The 12,193-nt window shown below is 61.6% G+C and carries 13 protein-coding genes; 8 read left to right on the top strand and 5 right to left on the bottom strand.

Annotation, left to right across the window (positions count from 1 at the left end; all coding sequences use genetic code 11):
- Positions 1–10: 10 nt before the first annotated feature.
- Positions 11–967: an aliphatic sulfonate ABC transporter substrate-binding protein gene (locus tag ACP7EW_RS23955; RefSeq protein WP_426220248.1), complete on the bottom strand. Its 957-nt coding sequence runs from the start codon at positions 965–967 to the stop codon at positions 11–13.
- 318 nt (positions 968–1,285) lie between these two features.
- Here ACP7EW_RS23955 and ACP7EW_RS23950 point away from each other — a divergent pair, with 318 nt between their 5' ends.
- Complete coding sequence (locus ACP7EW_RS23950; RefSeq protein WP_003173733.1) at positions 1,286–1,501, top strand: TOBE domain-containing protein; 216 nt, start codon at positions 1,286–1,288, stop codon at positions 1,499–1,501.
- A gap of 136 nt (positions 1,502–1,637) precedes the next feature.
- Here the strand turns inward: ACP7EW_RS23950 and ACP7EW_RS23945 are convergent, their stop codons facing one another.
- From ACP7EW_RS23945 to ACP7EW_RS23930, 4 genes are all read right to left on the bottom strand, one after another.
- Positions 1,638–2,789 (bottom strand): MalY/PatB family protein, encoded by a 1,152-nt coding sequence (locus ACP7EW_RS23945; RefSeq protein ID WP_426220246.1) that lies wholly within the window; start codon positions 2,787–2,789, stop codon positions 1,638–1,640.
- A gap of 60 nt (positions 2,790–2,849) precedes the next feature.
- Positions 2,850–3,443, bottom strand: a complete 594-nt coding sequence (locus tag ACP7EW_RS23940; RefSeq protein WP_426220244.1) for an FMN-dependent NADH-azoreductase — start codon at positions 3,441–3,443, stop codon at positions 2,850–2,852.
- Positions 3,440–3,880 (bottom strand): GNAT family N-acetyltransferase, encoded by a 441-nt coding sequence (locus ACP7EW_RS23935; protein WP_426220242.1) that lies wholly within the window; start codon positions 3,878–3,880, stop codon positions 3,440–3,442. Before ACP7EW_RS23935 ends, ACP7EW_RS23940 begins: the two co-directional genes overlap by 4 nt.
- 767 nt (positions 3,881–4,647) lie before the next feature.
- On the bottom strand, positions 4,648–5,499 hold the full coding sequence (locus ACP7EW_RS23930) for a LysR substrate-binding domain-containing protein (RefSeq protein ID WP_033901635.1): 852 nt from the start codon (positions 5,497–5,499) through the stop codon (positions 4,648–4,650).
- Between the two features lie 244 nt (positions 5,500–5,743).
- Between ACP7EW_RS23930 and ACP7EW_RS23925 the strand changes: the two genes are divergently transcribed.
- Genes ACP7EW_RS23925 through ACP7EW_RS23895 form a run of 7 tightly spaced genes read left to right on the top strand, consistent with a single transcriptional unit; the run spans position 5,744 to position 12,192 of the window.
- On the top strand, positions 5,744–6,565 hold the full coding sequence (locus tag ACP7EW_RS23925; protein WP_269134026.1) for a transporter substrate-binding domain-containing protein: 822 nt from the start codon (positions 5,744–5,746) through the stop codon (positions 6,563–6,565).
- Between the two features lies 1 nt (position 6,566).
- Positions 6,567–7,373 carry a transporter substrate-binding domain-containing protein gene (locus ACP7EW_RS23920; protein WP_426220240.1) on the top strand — a complete coding sequence of 269 codons (807 nt, stop codon included), beginning with the start codon at positions 6,567–6,569 and terminating at the stop codon, positions 7,371–7,373.
- Positions 7,366–8,787: an FAD-binding oxidoreductase gene (locus tag ACP7EW_RS23915; RefSeq protein WP_061436771.1), complete on the top strand. Its 1,422-nt coding sequence runs from the start codon at positions 7,366–7,368 to the stop codon at positions 8,785–8,787. Before ACP7EW_RS23920 ends, ACP7EW_RS23915 begins: the two co-directional genes overlap by 8 nt.
- On the top strand, positions 8,784–9,986 hold the full coding sequence (locus ACP7EW_RS23910) for an aminotransferase class I/II-fold pyridoxal phosphate-dependent enzyme (protein WP_426220237.1): 1,203 nt from the start codon (positions 8,784–8,786) through the stop codon (positions 9,984–9,986). The genes ACP7EW_RS23915 and ACP7EW_RS23910 overlap by 4 nt, the downstream gene beginning before the upstream one ends.
- The gene (locus ACP7EW_RS23905) at positions 9,983–10,708 is read left to right on the top strand and encodes an amino acid ABC transporter permease (RefSeq protein ID WP_314530199.1); all 726 of its coding nucleotides are present in this window, start codon (positions 9,983–9,985) and stop codon (positions 10,706–10,708) included. Before ACP7EW_RS23910 ends, ACP7EW_RS23905 begins: the two co-directional genes overlap by 4 nt.
- Entirely contained in the window at positions 10,698–11,381 is a 684-nt protein-coding gene (locus ACP7EW_RS23900) for an amino acid ABC transporter permease (protein ID WP_038851189.1), read from the top strand. Before ACP7EW_RS23905 ends, ACP7EW_RS23900 begins: the two co-directional genes overlap by 11 nt.
- Positions 11,368–12,192, top strand: a complete 825-nt coding sequence (locus ACP7EW_RS23895) for an amino acid ABC transporter ATP-binding protein (RefSeq protein WP_426220235.1) — start codon at positions 11,368–11,370, stop codon at positions 12,190–12,192. The genes ACP7EW_RS23900 and ACP7EW_RS23895 overlap by 14 nt, the downstream gene beginning before the upstream one ends.
- Position 12,193: the final 1 nt, after the last annotated feature.

Genomic DNA, 12,193 nt, shown 5'->3' with positions numbered 1-12,193 from the left:
CACGGGCTCCTTAATGGCCGAACGAGGTGTCAATCAACTGGTCGATCACCTGGTCCACGTTCACGCCTTTGCGCACCAGTTCTTCCGACACCAGGATCGGGGCGGCCGCCTTGGACGCCACCACGTCCTTGCTGCTCAGGAACGGCGTGCTCAAGTCGGTGCGCGAGAGTTGCAGCTTGGCCACTTCCAGCGGCAGGCCGGACTCGTCGGCCAGCAGCTTGGCGAATTCATCCGGGTGCTTCACCGCCCAATCCCGCGCCTTTTCATAGGCACCGAGCACTTTGGTGATGGTCTGCGGATGCGCCTTGGCGAATTTCTCGGTGACGCTGACCACGCCGTAGCTGTTGAAGTCCTTATTGCGGTACAGCAGGCGCGAACCGGCCTGGATTTCACTGGCGGCCATGTGCGGGTCGAGACCGGCCCAGGCGTCCACGTCACCTTTTTCCAGCGCAGTGCGGCCGTCCGGATGTTGCAGGTGCACCAGTTCCACGTCGTCCTTTTTCAGCCCGGCCTGTTGCAGGCTGCGTAGGGTGAACAGGTACGGGTCGGTGCCCTTGGTGGCGGCGATTTTCTTGCCCTTGAGGTCGTTGACGGTCTTGGACGGTGAATCCTTGCGCACCACCAGCGCGGTCCATTCGGCGCGGCTGTACACGTAAACCGATTTGATCGGGCTACCGTTGGCGCGGCTCAGCACCGCCGACAAGCTGGCGGATGAGGCAAAGTCCACGCCGCCACTGTTGAGGTATTCCAGGGAACGGTTGCTGCCCTGGCTCAACACCCAGCCCACTTTGGAGTTTGGCAAGGCTTGTTCCAGCCAGCCGAAATGCTTGAGCACCAGGCTGACGGGCGAGTAATAGGCGTAGTCGAGGTTGACTTCGGCGGGATCGGTGTCGGCGGCGTGGGCCAGGGGTTGCAGGCACAGCGCGAGGGCGCAGGCGCCGAATAGGCGTTGGGTGAAGGCTTTCATGGAACAGCTCCGGCAAGGCGTTGAGAGAAGACTTTTCTTATATTCAGAAAATTTGGTTTGCATGTTCCATCATGCTTTATAGGAATATGCAGTCTCTGTGCCATGTGCTTTGGAGGCGTGTTTCCAGGGTTCAGGAGGCGTTAAGCTGTGGTGGGAGAGGGCAGATTGTTGAAGCGCTGTTGGCTGGGCAACAGTTCGCATATATCTGTATCGAATAAATAAAGAGTTATATATTCCTTTTAATGTTCGTGGCGATGGCGCATTTTGAGGGCCTGCGCATTCGTGCGGATTGACCCAACAGCCAAAAGGAAAGCCGACATGACCATTAAAGCGATCAACGTGCGCAACCAGTTCAAGGGCGTGATCAAGGAAATCCTGCTGGGGGAAGTGGTGTCGGAAATCGACGTGCAGACCGCGTCCGGCATTGTCACTTCGGTGATCACCACCCGTTCGGTGCGTGACCTGGAATTGAAGGTGGGCAGTGAGGTGATTGCGTTTGTGAAGTCCACCGAAGTGTCCATTGCCAAACTGTAAATGACTGCCCCCGCACTCAGGCGGGGGCGTTCATGATTCTAGCGATTTTCGGTCCACTGCCACCGGGTGGATTTCGCAGTGGGCGTATTCCACGTTGTCAGCCCAGTTGTCCTGCAATAGACCGTCGCCGGCCAGATTAGGCCTGACGGTTGCGCAGGGCACGCTCCATACGCTGCAAGCCTTCTTCCAGCATGGCCCGTGGGCAGCCGAAGTTCAGGCGCACGAATTGCTGGCTGTCGTCACCAAACTCGATCCCGGCGCTCAAGCCGACCTTGGCCTGCTCCAGGAAAAACTGCTGTGGGTCATCCAGGCCCAGGGCGCTGCAATCCAGCCAAGCCAGGTAGGTGCCTTGTGGCGCATGCATGACCACGCCAGGCAGGCGGGTTTGCACGGCGTCGAGCAGGTAGTCACGGTTGCTTTGCAGGTACTGCACCAGCGCGTCGAGCCAATCACTGCACTGGCTGTAGGCCGCGCGGGTGGCTTCCAGGCCCAGGGGGCTGACGCTGTCGACCATGCCGCAACGGGCATTATTGAAGCGCTCGCGGATCTCGGCGTTCTGGATCACCGCAAAGCAGGTCTTCAGGCCGGCCACGTTGTAGGCCTTGCTCGCCGACATCAGGGTAATGGTGCGCTGGGCAATCTCGGGGCTGAGGCTGGCGGTGGGGATGTGGCGACGGCCGTCGAAGCACAGTTCGGCATGGATTTCGTCGGAGATGATCAGCGCGCCATGTTCCAGGCAGGCGTTGGCCACGGCCAGCAGTTCTTCGCGCGGGAAAACTTTGCCCATGGGGTTGTGCGGGTTGCTCAGCAACAGCGCACCCGCGCCGGTCAGCGCCTGGCACATCGCAGGCATTGGCGTGAGGTATTCGCCGTTGATCAGCTCGAAGGGTACTTCGATGCGCGGCAGGTTCCAGTGCCCCGGCGCCAGGCGAATCGGCCGGTAGTTGGGGGTTTGCAGCACCACCGGCTGGCCCGGCTTTACAAACGCGTGCAGCGCCATATTGAAGCCGGGCTCGACGCCGGGCAGGAACAGCAGCTCATCCGGCTGCACGCGCCAAGCGTACTTGGCCCACAGGTCGGCGATGATTGCCTCGCGCACATCCGGCCCGGCGACGCTGTAGCCCAGCACCTGTTGGTCGAGGCGCGCGTGCAGGGCTTGCAGGACGGCGGGCGGGGCGGCGATGTCCATGTCGGCGATCCACATCGGCAACACGTCTTGCGGGTAGCGGTTCCACTTGGTGCTGCCGGTGCCGAGGCGGGGGTGGATCGTGTCGAAATCAAAGCTCATGGGGGGGCTCGTATCAGGAAGTCAGGCGCAAGAATGGCGCTGATTCTAGCGCCATTATTTTTATAGGCCAGAGCTGATTGCCACCGCGAGTTGCCGGTGCGCCTGTTCCAGGGCGCGGTTGACCGCTTCTTCACCGCGCACCATGGCCGGCAGGTAGACGAAATCCACCGAGTGGATGCCCACCGTCGACAGGATGGTGCTCATGTACGGGGTCAGGAAGTCGGGCTCATGGCCCTTGTGGGCGTTTCCTGAACTGACCAGCACAAAGGTACGCCGGTCCTGCAGCAAGCCGACTTTGGCGAACTGTTCATTCACCGTAAAACTGCGCTGGATGCGCACCACATGGTCGATCCAGGCCTTGAGCGCCGCCGGCACGGTGAAATTATGCACGGGGGTGCACAGGATCAGCAGGTCACAGGCTTCCAATTCCACGATCAACTGTTCCGAGAGTGCCGTGGCGCTGCCGCTGAGTCCGCCGGGGGTGGTCAGCGCGTTGGCATATTCACGGGTCAGGGGTGGCAGTGCCTGGCCGCCGTAGTCACGCTCGGTCACCGCGGCGTCGGGGACCAGGTCGCGCAACAAGGCGAGGGCCAGCTTAAAGGTCTGCGCGGCTTTGCCGTGGGGACTGAAACTGAGGAGCAGGGCGCGGGTCATTGGCTCAGGTCCTGGGAAAAGTGCATGCCCAGGGGCAACAGGCCCTGGCGGAAATAGAAGCGCTGGGCCAGGGCCATGTGCATGCCGGTGTCCAGTACCAGCCAGCGGTAGCCGCGGGCGCGGGTTTCTTCGCGTACGCGGTCCAGCAGGTGTTCGCCCAGGCGGCGCCTTTGTTGCGTGGCGTCTACGACCAGGTCATCTACGTAGATGAAGCGGCCGTACAGGGTGTTTTCGGTTAGCCGATAGCCGGCGAGGCCGATTACCTTGCCGTGTTTTTTTGCTGCCAGCAGGTGGTAGCCGTTTTGCCGTTGGCGCTGGATTTGTTCGGCGAATGCTGGGGCGTCGGTGAGGTGGGGGCGCAGTTGGTGCATGACTGGGAAGCTGGCGATGAGGTCGGCTTCGGTTTCCAGGTGGGTGAATTCGATGTGGTCATTCATGGTGAGCCTTTGTGCTTTTTAGGATGCGCCATTGTTGAGGGTGTGGCGAGAGGCGGACAGGGGCATGATTGGACATGTGGGTTGGGGCATATCCGTTATTTAGGTAACGGCTGCTTAGGGTTCCGCCCTTACGGCGGCTCACTTTGGAAAAGCCCCAAAGTAAGCAAAGGGCTCTTGCCCCAACACTCGGCACCTCGCCTAGGCTCGGTGTGCCCTCACTCCGGCTTGAATCCGTGGGCCGCCGCGATGGGCCATCCTTGGCCCAGCGCGGCTAACCCGGCGTCCTGCCGGGTTACCCACGGATTCAAGCCTGCGTTCGGCCAGCGTGTTTGACGGGGCGCCTCAGATCAAAAGCCAGAGCAAGAGCGACTCGCTTCGCATCGTAGATACGTTGGTGTGTATCCCGTTTTTTTGCATCATCGTTGACGACCATCGCGGGCAAGCCCAGCTCCCACAGGAAAACGCACACGCTTCAACGTTTCGGTCGGCTATTAGGCCGCCGCGCTCTGCTTTTGATTGTGATCTTGATCTTAGGCGCCCCGTTAAACACGCTGGCCGGAATTCGGCAGGGATTTGGGGGGTAAACCGGCAGGGATGCCGGTTTAGCCGCCCAAATCACTGTCGGATTACGGGCACACCGAGCGTGAGCGAGGTGCCGAGTGTTGGGGCAAGAGCCCTTTGGTTACTTTGGGGCTCTTTTCCAAAGTGACCCGCCGTAAGGGCGGAACCTATTTCAGCCATCACCCAAATAACGGATATGCCCCCAATCACAACCCCTGACTCCCCCGAATCAAATCATAAGCCTTCCTGGCAATCGGATTCGCCGTATTCGGCCGAATCCAAAGGTAATACGTCACCTCCGGCAACCGCGGCAACCCATCCGTCTCCCCCAACACCCGCATATCCGGCCCCAACATCTCCATACTCCGCGGCGTCACCCCCAACCCCGCCCGAGTCGCCGCCTTGATCCCGATCAAATTCGAAGCCAGATACGCCTGGCGCCAAGGAATATTCGCCCGCTCCAACGCCTCCAGCGCATAACGCCGATAAATGCTCGGCTCATCCACCAGGATCAACGGCAACGGCTCACTCGGCTGGTGAATATACTGGGCCGAACAAATCCACCACACCGGCGACGTGCGCAACGCAAACCCCTCAAGATTCGGATCGGACCGCGTGGAAATCACCATATCCACCTTGCCCCGATGCAAGTCATCCATCAAAAACGGACTGCGGCCCACATCGATCTCCAATCGCAAACGCGGTGCCGAACGGGCAATGTGACTGAGGATCGGCGGCAATATCGTGTCAGCAATATCGTGGGGCGAGCCAATACGCAGCACGCCACTCAGGCTGCTCTCACGCAGCGAATTCAACGCATCGTCGTTCAACGACAGCATCTGCCGCGCATGGCGCAGCAACTGCAAGCCCGGCTCGGTCAGTTGCTTTTGCCGGCCACGCTTCTCGAACAGACTGACCCCCACTTGCTGCTCCAGGCGTTGCATGTGCTGGGTCACGGACGATTGGGTGCGCGACAGGTGCATGCCGGCGCCGGCGAAGCTGTGGTGGTCGACCACGGCAATAAAGGTGCGCAGCAGTTCAAGGTCAAGGGTCGACATGGCCGGCTCCAGAGGCGGTTTTTATATCAAGGGTGTGAAGTTAAACATTACAGATATTTATGTATGGATGAAGCGTATTTTTAGCGAGCCCCGTAAATAGTGGCATATATCGTAATCGCAGTTCGTGCGGACACGGCAAGTTATAACGATATGAGATATTTGCATTTCCGTTGCCCCCACACTCTCCCTAGCATGCCCCTCCATCAGGTCGGGGTACGCCGATCATTTGCCAGGGGGAAGTCCAATGAAGTTGAAAAAATGGTTGCCGGTGGCCCTCGGGTCGATCATCGCGTTGGGCAGCAGTGTGGCGGCGCAGGCCGATGCGACCCTGGACAAGATCGAGCAGCGTCATGTGCTGGTGGTCGGCGTGCTGTTGTCTGGCGGGCCATTCGGCAGCATTGACCCGACCACGCAAAAGCCCAAGGGCCTGAACGTCGACCTGGCCAACGAACTGGGGCGTCAACTCAAGGCAGAGGTGCAATTGGTGCCGGTGTTGCCCGCCAACCGTGTGCAGTTCCTGCAACAGGGCAAGGTCGACTTGCTGATCGCCAATATGGAGTGGACCGCCGAGCGCGGTGAGATCCTCGGTTTTGTGCCGACCCCGTTCTACCGTATTGGCGGCGCGGCGGCGGTGCTCAAGGACAGCAAGATCGCCCGCTGGGAAGACCTAAAGGATCAGCCCGTGTGCACTTCGCAGGGCAGCAGCTACGTGAAGCCGCTGACTGAGTTCGGCGCGCAGCTCAAGGCATTCAAGAGCTCTTCCGAATCCCTGCTGGCCCTGCGTGGCAACAACTGTGTGGCGGCGGTGCATGACTCGACGCTGATCAACCCGTTGATCAATGACAGCCCCGAGTGGAAGGACTACCGCGTCATTACCCCGGAACTCAACCCGGCGCCTTCGGTGATCTGGACCCGTCGCGGCGAAAGCGATACCCAGGCCAAGCTCGATCCGATCGTCAAGGAGCTGCACCGCAGCGGCTGGCTGATCGACGCCCAGACCCGCAACCGCATCAGCCCGGCTTCACCTGCGTTGGTGGAATTGCAGCAACAGTTCAAGGGCGCCTGATATGCACTTCAAGACCTTCACCGCCCTCGGCCTGGCGCTGTGCGCTGGCTTCGCCCAGGCCGATGCCACCCTCGACAAGATCCAGCAACGCCACGCCATCAGCGTCGGGGTGATTCTCAGCGGGCCACCGTTCGGCACCCTGGACCCCAAGACCGGTGAGCACCTGGGCTACAACGTCGAACTGGCCAAGGGCATCGGCGAGGCGCTGGGCGTCGAGACCAAGACCGTGTCGGTACTGGCGCCCAACCGCGTGCAGTTCCTGCAGCAGGGCAAGGTCGACATCCTGATCGCCAATATGCAGTTCACCGAAGAGCGTGCCGAGATCCTCGATTACGTGCCCACGCCCTACGAAGAAGTCGGCGGCGCGGCGTTGATCCGCAAAGGCGCTGGCATCCAGCAGTGGGCCGACCTCGAGGACAAGCCGGTGTGCGTGTCCCAGGGCAGCAACTTCATCAAACCGCTGCAAGAGACCTACGGCGCGCAGATCAAGGCGTTCCGCAGCCAGTCCGAGTCGCTGTTGTCGCTGCGCGGCAATGGGTGTGTGGCGGCGGTGCACGTCAGCCCGACCATGCATGCCTTGCTCAGTGATGCCGAATGGGAGGGCTATGAAATCCCATTGCCGGGCGACCTGATTCCGTCCAACTCGGTGATCTGGATCCGCAAGGGTGAACACGACACCCAGGCCAAGCTCGATGCCATCGTGAAGGGTTGGCATAAAAGCGGTTTCTTGATTGCCCTCGGCGAGCGTACCGGCATGGCGCCGTCCCAGGCCCTGCGCGATTTGCATGAGCAATACAGCCATGAGTGATGCGTTGTTCGCCACCTTGCAACAGCTACTCGGCGCGGCCCATGTGCAAACCAGCGAGCAAGCGGCGCACTACCTCACTGACAAACAGGGTCGTTATACCGGCCACGTGATCGCGGCGGTGCATCCGGCAAACACCGAGGAAGTGGCGGCGGTGGTGCGTGCCTGCGTGGCGCTGAAGGCGCCCATCGTGGTGCAGGGTGGCAATACGGGGTTGATGGCCGGTGCTACGCCGGATGCCAGCGGGCGTTCGGTGTTGCTGTTGCTGGACCGCATGAACCGCGTGCGTTCGGTCGACACCGACAACGACACCCTGACCGTGGAAGCCGGGTGCATCCTGCAACATGTCCAGGACGCGGCCCGCGCAGCCGATCGCCTGTTTCCCCTGAGCCTCGGCGCCGAGGGCAGTTGCACCCTTGGCGGCAACCTCGGCACCAATGCCGGCGGCACTGGCGTGCTGCGTTATGGCAATACCCGTGAGCTGACCCTGGGCCTGGAAGTGGTGACCGCCGAAGGCGAGATCTGGCATGGCCTGCGCGGGTTGCGCAAGGACAACACCGGCTATGACCTGCGCGACCTGTATATCGGCAGCGAAGGCACCCTCGGCATTATCACGGCCGCCACCTTGAAGCTGTTTCCGCTGCCCAAGGCCCAGGCGACCGCGTTGCTGGCGTTTGATGAGCTGGCGCAAGCCGTCGCTTTTTTGTCCCATGCCCGTGCCGGTTTTGGTGCGAGCCTGACGGCGTTCGAATTACTCACTGCTGATTGCCTGGCGCTGTTGCGCGATCAGTTTCCGGAGGGCCCGCAGCCGTTCAAGACGGCCAATCAGCCCTGGTTCGCCCTGATTGAGCTCTCTGACAATCACGGCGAAAGCCATGCCCGCGAAGCCTTCGAGGCCGTGCTTGGCGAGGCCTTCGAAAAGCAGTTGATCAGCGACGCCCTGATCGCTGAAAGCCTGGCGCAAAGCGAAGCCCTGTGGTTGCTGCGCGAAAACATGAGCGAGGCGCAAAAGCGTGCCGGGCGCAATATGAAGCACGATATCTCGGTGCCGATCTCGCAAGTGGTCGCCTTTGTGGCGCACACCGACGCGTTGTTGCAGCAGCATTTTCCCGGCGTGCGTCACTTCACCTTCGGCCACTTGGGCGACGGCAACCTGCATTACAACGTGGCCCATCCACTGGATTCGACAGTGGACGCGCACATGGCGCACTACGCCGAACTCAGCGCCCTGGTGCACGACAGTGCCCATGCCCACGGTGGCTCGATCAGTGCCGAACACGGTATCGGCCAGCGCAAGGTCGGCCTGCTCAGCCGCTATAAAAGCCCGGTGGAGCTGGACCTGATGCGCCGCATCAAGCAGGCGCTGGATCCGCACAACCTGCTCAACCCCGGTAAAGTCCTTGAGGTACAGCCATGACCCTACGCCTGTCCCAACGCGTGCAGCGGGTGTCGCTGTCCGCCAACGCCGCCGCCAAATCCCGCGCCACTGAGTTGCGCGAGGCGGGGCGCGATATTCTCGATCTCACCACCGGCGAGCCGGATTTCGATACCCCCGAACACATCAAGCAGGCGGCCTATGCCGCGATCGCGGGCGGTGCCACCAAATACACGCCGACGCCCGGTGTAAAAGCCTTGCGCTTGGCCGTGCAACGCAAGCTCGCGGATGAAAACCGCCTGGACTATCCACTGTCGTCCATTGTGATCGCCAACGGCGCCAAGCAGATCATCTTCAACGCGTTTGCCGCGACCCTGGATGACGGTGATGAAGTGCTGGTGCCGACACCCTACTGGCCATCGTTCCCCGACAGCGTGCGCTTCAATGGCGGCGAGCCGGTGTTCATCGAATGTGGGCTGGAGCAGGGCTGCAAACTGCTGCCGGCCCAGCTGGAACAGCACCTCAACGCGCGTACGCGCTGGTTGATCCTCAATGGCCCTGGCAACCCGAGCGGCGCGGTGTACAGCGAAACCGAACTGCGCGAGTTGGCCGAAGTGCTGCGTCGTCATCCCCAGGTGCTGGTCCTGCTGGATGAACTCTACGAACACATCCGTTTCGACGGCCGCCCTGCGCAGAGCCTGTTAAACGTCGCTCCGGACTTGCTCGACCGCTGTCTGCTGGTGGGCGGTGTGTCCAAGACCTACGCCATGACGGGCTGGCGCATCGGCTTTGGGGCGGGACCGAAAACCTTGACCGATGCCATCGCAGTGGTGCAATCCCAATCCACTTCTGGCGCGTCCTCGGTGGGCCAGGCGGCTGCATTGGCGGCTTACAACGGTGGGCTGGACTTTCTTGCGGAGCACGTCGCGGCTTATCAACTACGCCGGGATGTTCTGGTGGAAACGCTTGCAGCCGTTGACGGCCTTGAAGTCCTGGAGCCCCAGGGCGGTTTCTTCGTCTTCGTGCGTTGCGCCGGGCTGCTGGGCCGCGTTCGCCCGGACGGTCAGCGCATCAACAATGACGATGACCTGGTGGCCTGGCTGTTGGAGGAGGGCGTCGCCGGCGTGGCGGGCAGTGCCTATGGCCTGTCGCCGTGGTTCCGCCTGTCCATCGCCACCGCGACTGACAGCGTTGCCGAGGCTGGACGGCGTATCGCAAGCGCCTGCGGAAAATTGCAATGATGGAGGTTTTTGTCCACTGGGCTGCGGGTATCGGCCTGAACTACAACTTTCTGTTGGATGCCTACCAGCGTGGCACGCTGGTCCAGGGCGCGCTGACCACCGGCCTGCTGTGCCTGTTCACCATTATTGGCAGCCTGTTGGCGGGCATCACGCTCGCGGCGATGCTCACCTCGGGTAACCCGTGGCTGGCCAAACCGGCGCGGGTGTTCGTCGAAGTCACGCGCAACACGCCGACCCTGGTGCAGCTGTACTGCGCGTTCCTGGTGCTGAACATGCTGCTGACCCAGGCAGTCGGTGCGGCGAACCCGCTGACGCCGTTTGCCTGGGTGGTCATTGTGATTTCCCTGCACAAAGGCGCGTTCCATGCCGAGGCCTTGCGCGCCGGCATCGAGGCGGTGCCGACGGTGACCCTGGAAGCCGCCAGTTCCCTGGCGTTCAGCAGCCGCCAATTGCTGTGGAATGTGCAGTTGCCGTTGGCGCTGCGCTTTGCCTTGCCATCGCTGATCAACAACCTGATCGACCTGGTGAAGATGACCGCCGTGGCTTCCGCGATTGCGGTGGGCGACATCACCTACGCGGCCATCATGATCTGGACCCAGAGCGATAACGTGCTGGAACTGATGATCCTGATCCTGAGCTTTTTCGGCCTGCTGAGTTTTATCGTCAATTGTGTGGGGCGCTGGCTGGAAGCGCGCCTGAGGATGCCCGGCTATGGCCATTGATTCATTCCCGGTGTTGTCGGCGTTGTTGCAATGGTCGCCGGCACTGGTGGCCGGTTTCGGCCAGAACATCCTGATCAGCGTGGTGGCGATTGCCCTGGGCTCGGTGCTGGGGTTGTTGATCGGTGCGTTGGCCTTGTCGCCGTTGGGCTTTGTCGCGCGGCTGTGGGTGCAGGTGTTTCGCAATGCGCCGTGGTTGGTGCTGATCTATTTCACCACCTATGTGTTCCCGTTCGAGATCCACATCGGCAGCAGCTACGTGTCGTTCCCCGATTGGGTCAAGGTCACCATCGGCCTGGCGTTGCCGGCCAGCGCCAACGTGGCGGAGATCTTCCGGGGCGCCATCGGTTCGATCCCCAGCACCCAGTGGGAAGCCGCGCGTTCCCTGGCGTTTACCCGTGGCCAGTTGTTCCGTTCGATCATCCTGCCGCAGTGCTTCAAGCGCATGTTGCCGCCGTGGATGAACCTGTACGCGGTGGTCACCATGGGCACCGCGCTGGCCTCGCTGGTGGGCGTGCACGACGTGATCGACACCGCGCAGATCGCCAGCAACACCGTGAACATGACTGGCTTTACCGTGCTGATCTACTTGAGCCTGCTGGTGCTGTTCTTTGCCTATTGCTACCCGATTTCCCGTCTCACCCAACACCTGGAGCGCCGTTATGCCTTCTACTGAACCCTTGGTGAGCCTGCGGGATGTGCACCTGTCGTTCGGCGCCAACCCGGTGCTCAAGGGCATCGACCTCGACGTGCTGCGCGGCCAGGCGGTATCGATCATTGGCCCGTCGGGGTCGGGCAAGTCGACGATCCTGCGCTGTATTACCGGTTTGTTGCAGCCCCAGCGCGGCAGCATCCGCGTGGGCCAGACCCAGGTCGATACCTTGGCCCAGGAAGCCCAGCGCATCGAGTTGCGTAAGCGCGTCGGGTTTGTGTTCCAGCAGTACAACCTGTTCCCGCACTTGTCGGTGCTGGAAAACTTGGTGATCGCCCCGCGCAAGGTGCTCGGCCGCAACCGTGCCGACGCCGAGAAAGACGCCCGCGCCTTGCTGGCCAAGGTGCGCATGGAGCACAAGGCCGATGCCTATCCCGGCCAACTGTCCGGTGGCCAGCAGCAACGCGTGGCGATTGCCCGGGCGTTGGCGATGCGTCCGGAGCTGATCCTGTTTGACGAAGTGACGTCGGCACTGGACCCGGAGACCGTCGGCGAAGTGCTGACGGTGATCCGCGAGCTTACCGAAGAGGGCATGACCTGCGTGTTGGTCACCCACGAAATGCGCTTCGCCGAAGAGATCAGCGACGTGGTGTATTTCACCGAAAACGGCGTGATTGTCGAGCACGGCAACGCACAGCAGATCTTCCAGAACCCGGCCAGCGAACGCACCCAGACGTTCCTGCGCCATGCGTTGGGCGACACGGGGCGCCGTGGCCCCATCGCCCACGACCCGTACCTGTTGACCAATTTGAGCCGTTACAGCCTGTCTGTCTGAT

Origin of the sequence: Pseudomonas sp. DWRC2-2 (assembly GCF_049897885.1) — a bacterium.
Classification (GTDB): Bacteria; Pseudomonadota; Gammaproteobacteria; order Pseudomonadales; family Pseudomonadaceae; genus Aquipseudomonas; species Aquipseudomonas azotoformans_A.
The sequence above is the reverse complement of the archived record's forward strand: the minus strand, read 5'-3'. Positions and strand labels throughout refer to the sequence as shown.